General features: G+C 65.3%; 12 protein-coding genes. 4 read left to right on the forward strand and 8 right to left on the reverse strand.

Going from position 1 to position 16,026, the window contains the following annotated elements; all coding sequences use genetic code 11:
• Window positions 1-21 precede the first annotated feature (21 nt).
• Complete coding sequence (locus tag SFC76_RS09505; protein ID WP_322849238.1) at window positions 22-348, forward strand: DUF485 domain-containing protein; 327 nt, start codon at window positions 22-24, stop codon at window positions 346-348.
• Entirely contained in the window at window positions 345-2,048 is a 1,704-nt protein-coding gene (locus SFC76_RS09510; protein WP_322849239.1) for a cation acetate symporter, read from the forward strand. The genes SFC76_RS09505 and SFC76_RS09510 overlap by 4 nt, the downstream gene beginning before the upstream one ends.
• Before the next feature lie 28 nt (window positions 2,049-2,076).
• On the opposite strand, the gene SFC76_RS09515 is transcribed toward SFC76_RS09510, so the two are convergent.
• The 6 genes from SFC76_RS09515 to SFC76_RS09540 all read right to left on the reverse strand — a co-directional run bounded on the left by SFC76_RS09515 (window position 2,077) and on the right by SFC76_RS09540 (window position 11,111).
• Window positions 2,077-3,576 (reverse strand): tryptophan halogenase family protein, encoded by a 1,500-nt coding sequence (locus SFC76_RS09515; RefSeq protein WP_322849240.1) that lies wholly within the window; start codon window positions 3,574-3,576, stop codon window positions 2,077-2,079.
• Window positions 3,573-4,607 carry a cupin-like domain-containing protein gene (locus tag SFC76_RS09520; RefSeq protein WP_322849241.1) on the reverse strand — a complete coding sequence of 345 codons (1,035 nt, stop codon included), beginning with the start codon at window positions 4,605-4,607 and terminating at the stop codon, window positions 3,573-3,575. Before SFC76_RS09520 ends, SFC76_RS09515 begins: the two co-directional genes overlap by 4 nt.
• The gene (locus SFC76_RS09525; protein ID WP_322849242.1) at window positions 4,604-5,326 is read right to left on the reverse strand and encodes a SapC family protein; all 723 of its coding nucleotides are present in this window, start codon (window positions 5,324-5,326) and stop codon (window positions 4,604-4,606) included. The genes SFC76_RS09520 and SFC76_RS09525 overlap by 4 nt, the downstream gene beginning before the upstream one ends.
• A gap of 144 nt (window positions 5,327-5,470) precedes the next feature.
• Window positions 5,471-8,686, reverse strand: a complete 3,216-nt coding sequence (locus tag SFC76_RS09530; RefSeq protein ID WP_322849243.1) for a TonB-dependent receptor — start codon at window positions 8,684-8,686, stop codon at window positions 5,471-5,473.
• A gap of 228 nt (window positions 8,687-8,914) precedes the next feature.
• Window positions 8,915-9,631 (reverse strand): DUF6445 family protein, encoded by a 717-nt coding sequence (locus SFC76_RS09535; RefSeq protein ID WP_322849244.1) that lies wholly within the window; start codon window positions 9,629-9,631, stop codon window positions 8,915-8,917.
• Between the two features lie 61 nt (window positions 9,632-9,692).
• The gene (locus SFC76_RS09540; RefSeq protein WP_322849245.1) at window positions 9,693-11,111 is read right to left on the reverse strand and encodes a GH1 family beta-glucosidase; all 1,419 of its coding nucleotides are present in this window, start codon (window positions 11,109-11,111) and stop codon (window positions 9,693-9,695) included.
• A gap of 145 nt (window positions 11,112-11,256) precedes the next feature.
• Here SFC76_RS09540 and SFC76_RS09545 point away from each other — a divergent pair, with 145 nt between their 5' ends.
• On the forward strand, window positions 11,257-12,279 hold the full coding sequence (locus tag SFC76_RS09545) for a LacI family DNA-binding transcriptional regulator (protein ID WP_322849246.1): 1,023 nt from the start codon (window positions 11,257-11,259) through the stop codon (window positions 12,277-12,279).
• 118 nt (window positions 12,280-12,397) lie between these two features.
• Here the strand turns inward: SFC76_RS09545 and SFC76_RS09550 are convergent, their stop codons facing one another.
• Both SFC76_RS09550 and SFC76_RS09555 read right to left on the reverse strand, forming a co-directional pair.
• Window positions 12,398-12,820: a VOC family protein gene (locus SFC76_RS09550; RefSeq protein ID WP_322849247.1), complete on the reverse strand. Its 423-nt coding sequence runs from the start codon at window positions 12,818-12,820 to the stop codon at window positions 12,398-12,400.
• A 141-nt stretch (window positions 12,821-12,961) separates the two neighbouring features.
• Complete coding sequence (locus SFC76_RS09555; RefSeq protein ID WP_038665254.1) at window positions 12,962-13,330, reverse strand: response regulator; 369 nt, start codon at window positions 13,328-13,330, stop codon at window positions 12,962-12,964.
• Window positions 13,331-13,519: 189 nt separating this feature from the next.
• On the opposite strand from SFC76_RS09555, the gene SFC76_RS09560 reads away from it, so the two are divergent.
• Window positions 13,520-15,991: a hybrid sensor histidine kinase/response regulator gene (locus SFC76_RS09560; protein WP_322849248.1), complete on the forward strand. Its 2,472-nt coding sequence runs from the start codon at window positions 13,520-13,522 to the stop codon at window positions 15,989-15,991.
• Window positions 15,992-16,026 lie beyond the last annotated feature (35 nt).

Here is a 16,026-nt window from a genome sequence, read left to right on the forward strand (position 1 = left end):
CATCCTCGGCAAGGATGTCCTATGGGCATATCGACGCAATCCGACGATGCATTGGCGACGCGCGTCGCGGAAGACCCCCGCTACGCCGCATTGGTACGCGATCGACAGCGCTTCTCGTGGACGCTGACCGCGATCACGATCGCCGTCTACAGCAGCTTCATCTCGCTCATCGCCTTCGACAAGCCGCTGATGGCGCGCCCGATCGGCGGTGGCACGATCAGCCTTGCGGTGGTGCTCGGCTTCGCGATGCTGATCGGCACGGTGGCGATCTGCGCGGTCTACGTGCGACGCGCGAACGGCGAATATGATGCGCGGCTCGCCGAGCTGCTCGCGGCGGTCCGCGCGTGACGCGCAGCCTGTGGCGGACGCTCGCGCTGCTCGCGTTGCTCGGCTGGGCGACCGGGGCGAATGCCGCGATCAGCGGCGCGATCCAGCGTCAGCCGACAAACTGGACCGCGATCCTGATGTTCGCCGGGTTCGTCGCGATCACGTTGTTCATCACCGGCGCGGCGGCCCGCCGCACGCGCACCGTATCGGACTTCTACACCGGCGGCGGGATCACCGGCTTCCAGAACGGCCTGGCGATGGCGGGGGACTATTGCTCGGCAGCGTCGTTCCTCGGCATCACCGCACAGATCTTCAACGACGGGTATGACGGGCTGATCTATGCGATCGGCTTCCTCGTCGGCTGGCCGATCGTGCTGTTCCTCGTCGCCGAGAAGCTGCGCAATCTCGGCCAGTTCACCTTTGCCGACGTGGCATCCTATCGCTTTCTGCAGGGCCCGGTGCGCAGCTTCGCGGCGGTCAGCACGCTGTTCGTCGTCGCATTCTATCTGATCGCACAGATGGTCGGCGCCGGGCAGCTCGTCCAGCTGCTGTTCGGTCTGCCGTATCTCTACGCGATCACCGTCGTCGGCGGGCTGATGATGATCTACGTCCTGTTCGGCGGCATGCGCGCGACCTCGTGGGTGCAGATCATCAAGGCGGTGATGCTGTTGTGCGGTGCGAGCTTCCTGGTGCTCGGCGTGATGGCGCATGTCGGCTTTTCGTTCGAGACGCTGTTCGCGCGCGCCGTCGCGGTGAAGACGCGGCTGGCGCTCCAAACCGGTCTTTCGCCCGCCGAGGCGCTGGTGAAGGGGCGATCGATCATGGGCCCGGGCGGGTTCATCAAGGATCCGATCTCGGCCTTGTCGTTCGGCTTCGCGCTCATGCTCGGCACCGCCGGGCTGCCGCATATCCTCATGCGCTTCTTCACCGTTCCCGATGCCCGCGAAGCGCGCAAATCGATCATGTGGGCGACGGTGTGGATCGGCTATTTCTACGCGCTGACCTTCATCCTCGGCTTCGGCGCGATCGTGATGATCTCGTTCAATCCCGATTACGTCGGCGTGGGCGGCGCGTTACGCGGCGGCAACAACATGGCGGTGATGCATCTGGCGCATGCGATCGGCGGCAACCTGTTCCTGGGCTTCATCTCGGCGGTCGCGTTCGCGACGATCCTCGCGGTGGTCGCGGGGCTGACGCTGTCGGCGGCGTCCGCGATCTCGCACGACATCTATGCCAGCGTGATCCGCCGGGGGACGGCCGATCCCGTCAAGGAGCTGCGCGTGTCGCGCGTCACGACCGTCTTGCTCAGCATCCTGGCGATCGTCCTGGGCATCGTGTTCGAGAAGCAGAACGTCGCCTTCATGGTCAGCCTCGCCTTCGCGCTGGCCGCGTCGGGCAATTTCCCGGTGCTGGTGATGTCGCTGCTGTGGAAGGGCTGCACCACCAACGGCGCGGCATGGGGCGGCGCGATCGGGCTGGCGTCCGCCTTCGGCCTGACCGTCCTGTCGCCGGTGATCTGGGTCGCGGTGTTCGGCTTCGATCACGCCGTCTTCCCGTACAGTTCGCCCGCGTTGTTCTCCGTGCCGGCCGGGTTCCTCGGCATCTGGCTGATCTCGACGCTCGACCGCTCGCCGCGCGCGGCGATCGACAAGGCGGGCTATGCCGCACAGCGCCTGCGCTCCGAGACGGGGCTCGGCGTGCACGACGCCGTCGCGCATTGAGCGGACGGCGCCGCTAGAGCGTCCGGCGCTACGTCCGGGCCTCCGCCGGTATCCCGCAATACCGGTCGAGGAACGTCTGGTGAGGGGGCAATTGTCGCACGGCACCGGCGATCCCGTCGGCCATGTTCGACAGCGTCGCCTTGAGCTGCGCCGGCGGCATCAACTGCACCAGCGGATGATGGCTCGCCGCACCGAGCCGCTGGCCGAGCATCACCTGCAACCATGAGGCGACGCGAAACAATTCGTGATTGTCCTGATAGGCGTTGGCACTGTCGCGGAACAAGGCGATCCGCTCGGCGAGGCTGTCGGGAATGCGCATCTCGCGCCGGTCGCGCCAGAACGGCTCGTCGCGTTCGTTCAGGTGGTAATGGAGGATGATGAAGTCCCGCACCCCCTCGATCTCGCGCGCGGCTTGCTCGTTGAAGCGCGCCACCGTCGCGTCGCTCGGCCGTCCCGCGGGCAGCAGCTGGAGGAAGCGGGTCAGGGCGATCATGATGAGGTGGATGCTGGTCGATTCCAGCGGCTCGACGAAGCCGCTGGCAAGGCTGAGCGCGATGCAGTTGCGGTGCCATGCCGCGCGACGGCGCCCGGTACGGAATTTGATGAGCCGGGGCGTGATGAGATGCTCGCCCTCGACGGCGTCGAGCAGGCGCGCCTGCGCGGCTTCGTCGCTCAGATAGTCGGCGCAATAGACCAGGCCGTTGCCGACCCGATGCTGCAACGGGATTTTCCAGCGCCAGCCGGCATCGTGTGCGATCGCGCGGGTATAGGGCACCGCCGGTCCGGTCGCTCGCGTCTGGATCGCGAGCGCGCGGTTGGTCGGCAGCCAGTGGCTCCAGTCCTCGAAGCCGACGCCCAGCGTCTCGCCGATCAGCAACGCGCGGAACCCGGTGCAGTCGAAGAACAGGTCGCCCTCGACGCGCCTACCATCCGCCATGACCAGCGCCGCGATATCGCCGGTGTGGGCATCCTGCTCCACGCGCTCGATCTTGCCTTCGATCCGGCGCAGGCCGTTGGTCTCGCATTTGTCCCTGAGATAGCGCGCGTACCGGCCGGCATCGAAATGATAGGCGTAGTTCAGCGCCGGGCTCGCCCCGACGGCGAACCGGCCGGCGATCGCCGCCTCATGCTCTAGGCAATAGGCGCCGAAGGGCTGCGCCAGTCCCTTGCTCTGCGCCTCCAGCCAGAAATGGTGGAATTCGCTCATCCAGGTCGATTTCCCGACGTCTCCGAACGAATGGATGTACCGATCCCCGTCGCGCGCCCAATTCTCGAACGAGATCGCCAGCTTGAAGCTGGCGCCGGTGGCCCGCATGAACTCCTGCTCGTCGATGCCGATCAGGGCATGGAAGGCGCGGACCGTCGGTATCGTCGACTCGCCGACGCCGACCGTACCGATATCCTCGGATTCGACGAGCGTCACCTCGGCCAGCGCGCCGAGCTGACGGGTCAGGATCGCCGCGGCCAGCCAGCCGGCGGTGCCCCCGCCCGCGATCACGATGCGCCTGATCCCGGTCGTTCCGGTCATCGGTTGATCCGTTGCAGAAGCTGCGCGCGCAACCGGCGCGCGGACATGGCGTCGAGCGGGGCGAGCGCGCCCTGGGCTGCGTCGGGCAGGTGCGCCGCGGGGCGTCCGGCGGGGCCGAACACATAATAGTCGAACATCGCCGACCACGCCGCCTTTTCCGCTGCCGGCCGGTCGCGCAGGCTGAGGAGGGCGTGGAGCAGGGTGTTCATCGGCGAATCGAGGAAGGGGGGGGCGTCGTTCCACCAGAAATTGATCATCATGTTGAAGTCGGACAGCGCCTCGACGTGATGCCACCAGAGCGCTGGGTAGATGACGGCATCGCCTGCCTCGAGTTCGGCGACGCGTGCGGCGGCCACCGCTTTGGCGAAGTCCGGAAAGCGGTCGGGATCGGGGGCGCGGAAGTCGACCAGCGACACGACCTGGCCGCCGGGGGTCGGCTCCAGCGGTCCCGGATAGAGGTTGGCGATCTGGTCCGGCGGAAAGAGCGTGAAGCGGCGCGCGCCGACGGCGACGCACGCGATGTTGTTCGACATGTCGTAATGCGCGGACGCGGTCGTGCGGTTGCCGATCCAGATGCTGCGCAACAGGTTCGCCAACGCCGGGTCTGCCGTGGCGAGATCGTTGCCCGCGTCGGCAAGACCGGGGAAATACTGATCGAGATCGGTGGAGCCGACATAGAAGGACGGCGCGTCGGCATCACCCAGATGGGCGAGCATGCGGCCGAGATATTCGCTCAGCGACACCCGCTGCGCCTCGAAGTTCAGGCGGGTCAGGCTTTCGTCGTAGAAATAGCGGCCGCCGAGTTCCGCCGGCGCGGTGTAGCCGACCGCGGGCCGGCCGTTGTAGAACGACAGGAGATAATCGGCCGCCGCCTGCGCGCCGTCGCGTCCGGCGGCGACGAGCGGCCAGTCGCGGCAGAGGCCGCGCACGACGACCGGCTCGCCGGCCAGCACCAGCGCGTGGGGATCGATCCGCGCCTGTCCGGCATCGATTTCGCGGACGCGGGCGGCGGTGATCGGCGGAGCGGTCACGCCGCGGCTCGCTTTCGCGTCTTCAATTCGATCAGCCGCTGCACGTTGCCGAGCGACGCCGCCGCGAGGATCGCCCCCTCCAGCAGGCCGGCGCGATGCAGCCGCTCGAGCCGCTCGCCCGAGAGCTCGGCAAGCGCCTGCCGATCGACGGTGAGCAGGTCGGGAAGCTCGTAGGCGCTCTCGTCGTCGAGGCTGATCTGCAAGGTGATCGGTTGCAACAGGCCAGCCTCCCGCCACGCCGCATAGATCGCCGGCGCCGTCTCCAAACCCTCGTAGATCGTGCGCAGGACGTCGCTCACATGGTTCAGCAGCGGCGCATTACCGCCATGCTCGCGAAAAACCGGCAGCCCATCCGACATGCCCACCCGAGCATCATCAACATCAACATGAATCATCGGCTCGCCGGGCTCGATCTCGTGGGGGCCGGCCGGGCCGATCGCGATGGAAAAGGGGCCACGACGCTGGAAGGCGGGAACGTAGCTGCTGGTCCAGCGCCCGCCATCGAGGAACAGGTTTTCGTCGCGATCCAGGCCGAGCAGCACGTAGGCCTGAAGGCCATCGCCTTCCGGGCGGAAGATGATCGGGAAGGACCGCTGCGCCTCCTCGAACTCTGCCGGGAAGATCGGCAGCTGATTGACGCTGTCGCCGTAATCGGCACCCGCCCGGATGGCGACGCGAAGATCGGCATGATCGACATTGTTGAGCAGGACGCGGTTCATGACTTGGACACTCGGTGCTGAAAAGCAGCATGCTCTTGATGCTGCACGATTTACCGTGGATCGACCAGCGAGAGAGGGCGGCCGTCGAAAAAAAAAGGCCGCTCCGAAGAGCGGCCTCAGAGGGGGACGAGGCTGATCCGGGGATCAGAAGCGGTAGCGCGCGCCGAGCAGAAGCCGCGGCTTGTTTTCCTGCGCAAAGAACGTCTGGTTGTTCGAACGACCGTAGCTGCGCACGGACTCGCTGGTGAGGTTGATCCCCTCCAGGGAGACGGCGATCTGTTTGCTGATGTCCCAGCTGACGTTCAGATCGACGGTGCTGTAGGGCGCGAAGAACACCGGGTTGCGGTCGGTGGTGCCGCCGCGCCCGATCTCCGACAGGAACTTGTCACGCCAATTGTAGGTCAGGCGTGCCGATATCCCGTTCTTGTCGTAGATGAGCGACGCGTTCGCCGTGTCGGACAGGCCGAGCAGGGCGAATTGATCGACGGTCGGCGCGGCGAGGACATCGATCCCGACATTGCCGCGCACCAGCGTGTAGGACGCCGCGACACCGAAGCCGGTCTGGCCGAAGAAATACTGGCCCGCGAATTCGGCGCCATAGATCTCCGCGTCGCGGTTGTTGATGGGAGAAGCGATCGAGAACACGGCCAGCGGGTCGTTGCCGTCTGGCGTGATGTCGACGGCGCGCGACAGCGTGTCGAAATAGCCCTGGTTGACCGACGTCCCCGAGCTGTTCGCGCGGATATCGGCATCGGTCTGCCCGACGTTGCCGCCGTTCTGGATCAGCCTGGCCGTATAGCTGAACAGGTTGATGTCCGATCGGTCGAGGCCGAGGCGGCCGAGCGCTGCCGCGGCGGTGCCCGAACGCGATCCCGCGGCGCCCGTTGTGGCATCGCGCAGCCCGAACAGATTGCCGTTCGTCAGACCGGTGCCGACGAAGTTGCGGACCCGCTTGTCGAAGAAGCCGGCCGACACATAGCTCGACGACTTGAAATACCATTCCGCCGAGACGTCGAAATTGTCCGAGACCAGCGGTCGCAGGTTCGGATTGCCTGTCGTGCCGTTCGGCTGGCCGCCGAAGAGCGTGGCGCGGCTGCCCGCACCCGCCGTCGAGCTGACGAACTGATCGCCGTAGGAGGGGCGTGCGATCGTCCGGCTGAACGACACGCGCGTGATCACGTTGGTGAACGGCGAAATCTGGAAGTCGAGCGCGGGCAGCAGATTGTCGTAGCTGCCGCGGCCGCTCAGCGGCGACGCCGTCGCCGATCCGGGCACGTTGAAGTCATTGTCCGACGTCCAGATGATCGCCGACGGTCCGTTGACCCGCGAGAAGGCGCTCACCTTCGTCACTTCATAGCGTGCACCGACGACCAGGGTCGCATCGGCACCGGCGATCTGCCCCTTCCACGTCAGCTGACCGTAGACCGACGCAATCTTCTCACGAATGCTGTCGTCGTTCGCGGAACCGGCGGTCACCGGATTGCCGCGATCCGCATAGAGTTGCGAGAACAGATTGGTCAGGGCGACAGCATTGCCGCGGAACGCGTTGAGGCCCGGCCCAGTCACGCCCGGCTTGAAATGGTCGAACTTGCAGACAAGGCAGAACGTCTTGATCAGGTCGCCGGCCTGCGCCGCGACCTCGCCGGGGTTGCTGATGCTCCAGTCGCCGAGCGTCTGCGTCGTCTGCGTGCGGGTCGAGCGCAGCTTGGAGTCGATATAGCTGCCGCCGAACTCCGCCTTGCTGCCCTCGCCAAGATCCCAGCCGAGGCCGAGTTGTGCCTGATTGATGGTCTGGATCTGCCTGGCGCTGTTGGTCCGGGCGACCTGCGTGCCGAGATCGCCGACGTCGAGCTGGCCGTTGCAATTGCCGATCGCGCGGCCGGGGCCGGTGCTGGTCGCGAGCGCGTTACAGTCGTTGATCGTCTCGTTGATCTGCGGGAAGCCGCGCGACCAGTCGATCGTCTGGCCGTTGACGACGTTCGCACCCATCGAGAACAGGGTCGAACTGGCGCCATTCGACGCGTCCGGCAACGCCTCCGACTTGGAATGCTGGATATCCGCGATGAGCTTGAACTTGTCGGTGACGTCCCAGGCGGCGTTCAGGCCATATTCCTGGAGCTTGTCCTTGGTCGCGCGGAACTGCTGCTCGTAGCCGGTGTCCTTGGGGTCGGGGACGGCCTGCGAGATGACCGTCGCGGTGGGCACGGGACTGTCGTCGAAGGTGACGCTGCCGAACGGCCGATTGAGCCAGTTGGTCTGATCCTGCCGCGCTTCGCTTTGCCGGTTCTGCGCCCACAGGACGTCCGCGGTCAGCAGCAGGCTTTCGACGGGACGATATTGCAGCACGCCCGAAGCATTGATCCGCTCACGCGTCGATTCGGAGAAGTGATAGCGCGCGTCGTTCGGGAAGGCGATCAGACTGCCGCTCGCCGGACGGTTGGTCACGATCGTGTTGGCGCCGATGATATCGCCGGGATTGTCGATCGTGCGGATGTTCCACGCGTTGGACGTCGAACTGGCCGCCGCCGAGTTGCGCTTCTGGTAGCTGCCGAACAAGGCGACGCCGAAGGTATCGCTATCATTTTTCCAGTTCAAAAGACCGGACACTTCCGGCGTGACTTTCGCCAGGCCGTCTTCGTCCTTCTCGATGCTGGTATCGTACGAGGCCTTGGCACCGACCGAGCCCGAGAAGCCGGCCTGGCGCGAGTCGAGCGGTTTGCGCGTGATGACGTTGATCGTCGCGCCGATGCCGCCGGTGGGGATCGCCGCGCGACCGGTCTTGTAGACCTCCAGCGTGCTGACGCCTTCCGAGGCGAGGTTGCCGAAGTCGAACGACCGTCCCGTCGCAGTCGCGAAATCGACGCTCTGATCGCCGCCCACGCCCTGCAGGTTCGTCGCGGGCAACTGGCGGCCGTTGAGCGTCACCAGGTTGAAGCCGCCGCCGAAGCCGCGCGCGGTGACCTCGGCGCCTTCGCCGTTCACGCGATTGATCGAGACGCCGCTGACGCGCTGGAGCGATTCGGCGAGGTTGGTGTCGGGAAACTTGCCGATGTCCTCGGCGGAGATCGCGTCGACGATGCCGTTCGAATTGCGCTTGATGTCGATGGCGCGGTTCAGCGATGCGCGGATGCCGGTGACGACGATATCGTCGCTCGTGCTATCGGCGGAAGGCGTGGTCGTCGCGCCGTCCTGCGCAGCACGCGGCGCGTCTTCGGACCCCGGCTGCGCATTGGTCGCAGGGGCGTTGGCATCGTTGCCGCCGCCGACGACCTGTGCCGCTGCCGGACTTGCGATGCACATCGCGATCGTGCCGACCGATGTCGTGCAGACGAGCGCACCCGCTAATTTGAAACCCCTCATACTTCCTCCCCGTACGGCTAAGTTGCCGTTTTTTGCAGGCAGCCACATCCCACCCGATGACTGTAAATTACTGTCGTGTCCTACGTTGTCAACGGCAATAAAAATATACAATCCATTGCGTCTGTTGTGTCACACCGCCATTTTGCGCGGGCTATATTGGTATGCATGAGGCTCGCCGCGTGTGGTCGACGCCGCGCGCGTACATGTCGGCCCACAAGGCGCGCGACGTCAGGCGATCGTCGGTCCCGATGGCGCGAGCGTGAGGAACACGTTCGCCGTCAGGCGCCCCCGCCGCGGATCGGAGCTGAGCATTTCGGGCGAGGGCACCGTTCCCGAGTGCAGGACGCAGCTGCGGTAGACGACCAGCCGGTTCCACCTGGCCGTCACCCGCGCGGTCCGTTCGAACCAAGGGGCGCCGTCGTCGACGTAGCCGGCGGGTGCGCCTTCGGTAGCGCGCACCGCATCATATGCCGCAAGTCGCGCCTGGCTCAGCAGCTCGAACCCCGTGGCGCGATGGCGATAGAAAGCGGTGCCGCCGGCCGCTTCGTCGCAGAGATAGTGCAGGATCGCGAACTGCATCGGATTCACCGAATCGACATGCGGCACCCGTTGCGCCGGCTTCAGATTGGCCGGCGGCAGGGTCACGAGCGAGAACGCGCCCTGCGCATGCAGCGGGCGTACCGACCCCAGCGAGAAGGCTTCGGCGAGCGGCCTGACGAGCACGTTCACGACCGCCTGGATGTAGGCATCGGGCAGCGCCGCGCGCAGTCCCGGATAGCCTCCCGTCGGGCCGAAGGCGGGTTGGAACGCCTGCGCCGCGGCGATGTCGCGCAGCCCGGCCGGGTCGGCGAGGAATCCTTCGGCTTGAAGCAGCGGTTCCTGCTCGCTCCCGATCACGGATGCGCCAAGCCTGACCCCCGTCGCAAGGTCGAAACTCGTCGTCATCGCTCGATCACTTTCGGCAGGGCTGCCTTTTCACCGCGGATCAGGCGCTGCGCCCGAAGGGTCATACCAACCGGTTCTGCCGTATGACCTCCTTGTACCAGGCCGCACTTAACTTCGGGGTCCGTTTCTGCGTGGCGAAATCGACATAGTGGATTCCGAAGCGTTTGCCGTAGCCGTCCGCCCATTCGAAATTGTCCATCAGGCTCCACAGGAAATAGCCTTTGAGCGGATAGCCTTCCGCCACGGCGCGACGGAACTGCCCGATATAGTTTCGCAGATACATGATCCGGTCGACGTCATCGATACGGCCGTCGGCAACGGGATCGTCCGCCGATGCGCCATTCTCCGAGATGAAGAGCGATTTGGGCCGCCACAGCTCGCTCACCATCCGTACGCCCCAATAAGCGACTTCCGGGCCGACGACGAGCCAGGGCGACGCCATCCGCGGCGAGGATGCGATATGCGGGATGACGGCATATCCCTTAGGGCCGGCATCGGCGCGCACCCATTCGGGCGCGTAGATGTTGAGCGCGACGAAATCGAGCGGACTGCCGATCGCGGCCATGTCGCCCGGCTGCACCTTGGGAGCGGCCGCGCCCTGCTCGGCGAGATAGCTGTCGAGATAATGTCCCTCCATGATCGCGGTCAGGAACATCGCATTCTTTTCCCGTGTCGCCTTCTTCGCCGCGGCGATATGCTCGGCCGTTTCGATCACCGGGATATGGAAGCTGGTATTGTCCGCCAGGCCGACGCGCGTGCCCGGCTTGGCATGCGCGCGGATCGCCTGAACGCCCAGCCCGTGCGCGAGCACACCATGATGGCGGACTTGGTTGACCGCCGCCGCCGCCAGCTTGAGTCCGGGTGCGTGTATGCCGCGCTGATGGCCCAGATCGGTAAAGCAGGCGAGTTCGTTGACCGTCATGAAATCCTGGACGCGATCCGACAGCTTGTTCGCCATGAATCCCGCATAATCGGCAAAAGCATAAGCCGTGTCGCAGTTCTGCCAGCCGCCCGGCAGCGCCTGTGGAAGATCCCAGTGGAACATCGTCACGTACGGCCGGATGCCTGCGGCGATCAGCGCATCGATGATCTTATTGTAATAGTCGAGACCCTTCTGATTGACCTTGCCGCGCCCATCCGGAAAGATGCGCGACCACGCGATCGACATCCGGTAGCTGTTGACGCCGAGCGCCTTCAGCAGCGCGATGTCCTCCGCATAGCGGTGGTAGCTGTCACAGGCGACGTCGCCGGTATCATTGTTGGCGACCTTGCCGGGCGTATGCGAAAAGACGTCCCAGTTGGTCTGGCCGCGACCATCTTCGCGCACGGCACCTTCGATCTGATAGGCGGCGGTGGCACAGCCCCAGCGGAAGTCGGCGGGGAACGAGAGGTCGACGGGATCGGCAGATGCCCGTTGCATCCCCGCTGCTAGGCCGACGCCGGCCGTCAATCCGTTCCGTAGCATGTCGCGGCGGTTCATCTGCCCTCTCCGATATATCGCTTTTGTAGCGTTGCTGGCATAACGGCCTTTTTGTCCTACGTTGTCAATCGGCTGCGAGCGATATTTCGCTATGCTGTCCGGACGCCGATGTGGACCAAATGCACGATCGTGCCTACGCCGTCTCATGATCCACGATCAGCGCCGCACTACGATTGTCGATGTCGCCCGTCATGCGGGGGTGTCGATCAAGACGGTTTCCCGTGTCCTGAACGGGCAACCGCATGTGACGGAGGAGGTGATCCGGCGCGTCAGGGAGGCGGCTGCCGCGGTCAACTACCATCCCAACATGCTGGCACGCGCGCTGGTTCAGCGCCGGTCGCACCTGATCGGCCTCGTCTACGAAAATCCGTCGCCCAGCTATGTGGTCGATCTGCAGAAGGGTGTGCTGGAACGCCTGCGCGGCGAACATTTCCGCCTCGTCGTCATTCCGATCGCCTCGATCTCGGAGCATGAAGCCGACGTCGTGGGACTGTTACGGTCTGCAGCGCTCGACGGCGTCGTGCTCGCCCCGCCAGCGTCGGACAGCGCCCGCATCATGGCGGACCTCACCGCGGCGAGCATCTGCTTCGCGCGGATCGCCCCGACGCGCCTGATTGAGGCGGGGCCGAGCAATCTGATCGACGACGTGACGGCCGCGCGCGAAATAGCGGCGCATGTCATCGCGCTCGGCCATCGCAACGTGGGCATCATCACGGGCGATCCCACGCATGCCTCCGCCGATGCGCGGATGAAAGGCTATGGCGAGGCGTTCGCGGTAGCGGGTCTGCCGATGCCGCGCGATCACGTGGCGACCGGCTTCTACACCTATGACAGCGGCTATGCGGCGGCGCAGACCTTGCTGCATCGCGCCGATCGGCCGACCGCGATCCTCGCGCAAAACGACGATATGGCGGTTGGTGCCCTGATCGCCGCGCTCGAGGCGGGGCTGACGGTCCCGGGCGATCTGTCGATCACCGGCTTTGACGATTCTGAAGTCGCGCGGATCGCTTGGCCGGCGATCACGACGGTGCGTCAGCCGGTGTTCGATATGGCGGTCGCCGCCGCCGACATGGTCGTGGCCCAGCTCAATGACCAAAGCCCTGACATGTGTCGCAAGCATCGACACGAGCTGATCATCCGTCAGTCGACCGGGCCTGTGCCCCGCTGATGCACCGTCGGGCGTGATCAGCTCAAGGAAGATCGAACACGGATGTTGCCGTGCCGAAAGCCCGTGAGACAGCCGAACCGAACAAACGGGCGCCTACGCGAGGCGCAGCGCCCCCCGCCTATGCGTGATCCGGCGGTCCGCCCTCGATCGCGGCCGCGTCCATCCAGAACGGTCCGAAGCCGTGACCATCAAGATCCTCGAACGCGCGGCTGTACATGAAACCCATGTCTTGCGGCTCATGCACCTCACGTCCGCCCGCTTCGACCGCTGCCCGCGTAATCGCGTCGACCGCTTCGCGACTATCGAACGACAGCGCGTAATGTCCGGTGGAGTTCGTCGTCGCGTCGACGATCGTCTTCTCGGTGAATGTCGCAAAGAAGGGCTTGGCGAGCAGCATGACGTAGATCGCATCCGACCACACCATCGAAGACGACTGCTCGTTGCTGAAGCGGGCGTTCTTCTCGAAGCCGATCGCCTCATAGAAGGCCGTCGATGCCGCGACATCGGCGACCGGCAAGTTGACGAAGATCATCTTGGTCATCGTAATGCTCCCTGCGTCGAAACGGCGGCCGCCGAGTCGACCGGCGCGCAGCGCGGCGATCAGGATGAACGATTAACCGAAATTGGAAAGCGGACAGGGCGGTTCGCGCGACGCTTTGTGCCAAATCTGTCGAAGTAGGCGCTATGCCTTTGCGAGAAGCTGCTCGACCCGGAAAACGAGCTCGTCCGGGTCGAACGGCTTTTTCATATAATCGTTGGCGCCGGCGAAGCGGGCGAGCTCCTCGTCGCGCTGCCCCTGACGCCCGGTGAGCATCATGACCGGCAGATCGGCGAAGGCAGCGCTCTTGCGCAGTTCCTGCACCAACAGGACGCCCGCCAGGCCCGGCATGTTGCAGTCGAGGATCACCAGATCGGGCTTTCGCGCCTTGATGATCTTGAGCGCTTCGCCACCGTCGAGGACGAGTCCGGCGCCGTGGCCCGCCGAAATGAGCGCATCGCGGGCGATTTCACCGACGATCTCGTCGTCGTCTGCGATGATGATCCGGGCCATAAGTGTCTCGCTCTAGGTTTCGAAATCCGCGGTTCGGGGTGGCGCAACGCCGTCAAACCCGAGCGCCCATCTTTAAGAACCAATGGTTCAACAAGGCCTTAACCAATCCCGCCGTAGACGCGACGTCTAACGGGAGACGCCGCAATGTACACGGAGAGGATCAGGTCGCAGGTCGCGCTCATCGCCGCGATGGTCCTGCTGATCTGCTGTGCGGGGTCCGGGCTCTGGCTGGTCCACGAGAAGCAGAAGGCCGACGCCTGGGTTCGCCACACCTACACTGTCAAGGAGCATCTCTCCGACGTCCGCGTCGATCTGCTGCGCGCGGAGGTATACCGCCGCGCCCTCGTCCTCGGCGACACTCAGGCGCGCGACACGCTCACGCAGATCGCCCGCGAAGTGCCGCGGCAATTGTCGACGCTGCGCCGGTCGACCGACGACAATCCCGATCAGCACGCGCGAGTCGAAGCGTTCGCGCAGATCGCAACCACCAGGCTGAAGGACATCGACGAGACCATCGCTTTGACCCGGCAGGGCAGGGCGAGTGACGCAATCGGGATCATGGCGAGCCCCGACAGTCATGAGGCCACCGCCGCCCTGATCGACCTGATCAAGCGCATCAGCGCCGAGGAGCGGCGCCTGCTGGCCATCCGGCTGAAGCACGCCGAGAATCTGCGCGAGCCGATCCAGGCGGGCCTGATCGTGAGCGGCTTGCTCATCGTGCTGCTTGCCGTGCTCGTCTACCGTGATCGTTGGCGGCGGCTCGACGCCTTGCGCATCGCGAACGAGCGCCTCGAGGCGGACATCCTGCGCCGCGAAATGGCGGAGTCGGAACTGGCGCTCCTCGCGCAGAATGCCACCGATGCCGTGCTGCGCGTCGATCTCAAGGGCCGCTGCATCTATGCGTCGCCATCGGTCGAGCAATTGTTCGGGGTCAAGGCCAGTGTGCTGGTCGGGCAACGGCTGGGCGCGTCGGTTCACCCCGACGATCGTCCCGAAATGCAATCATTCCACCGCGCGCTCGTCACCGGAAGCCTCGATCGCGGCGTGCGGGCCTATCGCGCCAGGCGGATCGACATGCCGGCGTACGAGCTATGGATCGAAGCGCATTCCGGCCTCGTCCGCGACCCGGCCACCGGCGAACCGCGAGAGATCATCACGTCGCTGCGCGACGTCACCGAACGCAAACGCCTCGAAGCAGAACTGGAGGCGGCGCGCGAACATGCCGAAGCCGCCGTGCGCGCCAAGTCGAGTTTCCTCGCCAATATGAGCCATGAGATACGCACGCCGATGAACGGCGTTCTGGGGTTCGCCGACCTATTGCTCAACAGCGAGATATCGAGGGAGCAACGCCATCAGGCGCAATTGATCGTCGATTCCGCCAAGGCGATGATGCGCCTGCTCAACGACATTCTCGATCTCTCCAAGATCGAGGCAGGGCAGATGCAAATCTCGCCCGAGCCGATCGATCTCCGCCATGCTCTGCGCAACTGCATCAAGCTCGTACAACCCGCCGCATCCCAGAAGGGCCTGCAGCTCGATGTCGAGATCGACGACGCGCTGCCGGTCTGCGTGCTGCTGGATGGCCTGCGACTGCGTCAGGTCACGCTGAACCTGCTGGCGAATGCGGTGAAATTCACCCCGGCGGGCAGCGTGTGCCTGCGTGCATATGGCGTCGAGCGGCAGGGGCGTGCGATGTTCGAAGTCGCCGTGGAGGATACCGGCATCGGCATCCCCGCGCATCGTCAGGCGGCGGTATTCGATCAATTCACCCAGGCCGAACAATCCACGGCGAAACGGTTCGGCGGCACCGGTCTCGGCCTGACGATCAGCAAGCAACTCGCGGCGTTGATGAGCGGCAGCCTCGAACTGACCAGCGACGAGGGGATCGGCACGACGTTCACGCTGCGCCTGCCATTGCTGCCGGCGCAAACCGACGCGCGGGAGGCGGTCCTGATCGCCGCCCGGGCGACCGGGCAGCGCCCGCTCCGTATCCTTCTCGCCGAGGATCACGACGTCAATCAGGTGTTGATGAAGGCGATGCTGTCGCGGCTCGGCCACGAGTGCGTCATCGTCGACAACGGCCTGCGCGCCGTGCAGACGGCGACCGCCGCCGATGCGCATTTCGACCTGCTGCTGATGGATGTGCAGATGCCCGTCATGGACGGGCTGGACGCCGCCAGAGCGATACGGTCGGCGGGGATCACCGCCGATCACCTGCCGATCGTGGCGCTGACGGCCAATGCCTATGCCGACGACGTCGCCACCTGCCTCGACGCCGGGATGCAGGACCATCTCGCCAAGCCGCTCGACCTGGCGATGCTGACGCGCGCCGTCCAGAAATGGACCCGTTCCGCGCCTTTCCAGGTCATCGCCACACCGACGTTCACCGTGAGCCCGGCACTACAAGCCCGCTTCGACGATCGTAAGGCGGAACTGGTTGCCCTGGCCGAACGCCTCGCCGCCGACGACCAGTTGAGCGAAGAGCAGGTCAGGCAGCTTGCGGGGCTGCTCCACAAGCTAGCCGGCTCCGCTGCGATGTTCGGGCAGAGGGATCTCGGCGTACGCGCGGCAGAACTCGAGGAGCAGCTGGAAACGGCGGCAGCGGGCAGTGAGAAGACCGTGGTGCATACGGTGTTGGAAACGCTGCGCGACGTGGCTTAGGCAATCGAGAGCATCGCTTCTGGTCGGTGGATGTG

The sequence above is a fragment of the Sphingomonas sp. CD22 genome (genome assembly GCF_034556155.1).
In the GTDB taxonomy this organism is placed as follows: domain Bacteria; phylum Pseudomonadota; class Alphaproteobacteria; order Sphingomonadales; family Sphingomonadaceae; genus Sphingomonas.

Excerpts from the sequence above, each read along its gene's own strand:
- SFC76_RS09535 (WP_322849244.1), bottom strand. The coding sequence starts at position 9,631 with ATGACGACGAGTTTCGACCTTGCGACGGGGGTCAGGCTTGGCGCATCC.
- SFC76_RS09515 (WP_322849240.1), bottom strand. The coding sequence starts at position 3,576 with ATGACCGGAACGACCGGGATCAGGCGCATCGTGATCGCGGGCGGGGGC.
- SFC76_RS09555 (WP_038665254.1), bottom strand. The coding sequence starts at position 13,330 with ATGGCCCGGATCATCATCGCAGACGACGACGAGATCGTCGGTGAAATC.
- SFC76_RS09560 (WP_322849248.1), top strand. The coding sequence starts at position 13,520 with ATGGTCCTGCTGATCTGCTGTGCGGGGTCCGGGCTCTGGCTGGTCCAC.
- SFC76_RS09550 (WP_322849247.1), bottom strand. The coding sequence starts at position 12,820 with ATGACCAAGATGATCTTCGTCAACTTGCCGGTCGCCGATGTCGCGGCA.
- SFC76_RS09540 (WP_322849245.1), bottom strand. The coding sequence starts at position 11,111 with ATGAACCGCCGCGACATGCTACGGAACGGATTGACGGCCGGCGTCGGC.
- SFC76_RS09545 (WP_322849246.1), top strand. The coding sequence starts at position 11,257 with ATGATCCACGATCAGCGCCGCACTACGATTGTCGATGTCGCCCGTCAT.
- SFC76_RS09525 (WP_322849242.1), bottom strand. The coding sequence starts at position 5,326 with ATGAACCGCGTCCTGCTCAACAATGTCGATCATGCCGATCTTCGCGTC.
- SFC76_RS09530 (WP_322849243.1), bottom strand. The coding sequence starts at position 8,686 with ATGAGGGGTTTCAAATTAGCGGGTGCGCTCGTCTGCACGACATCGGTC.
- SFC76_RS09505 (WP_322849238.1), top strand. The coding sequence starts at position 22 with ATGGGCATATCGACGCAATCCGACGATGCATTGGCGACGCGCGTCGCG.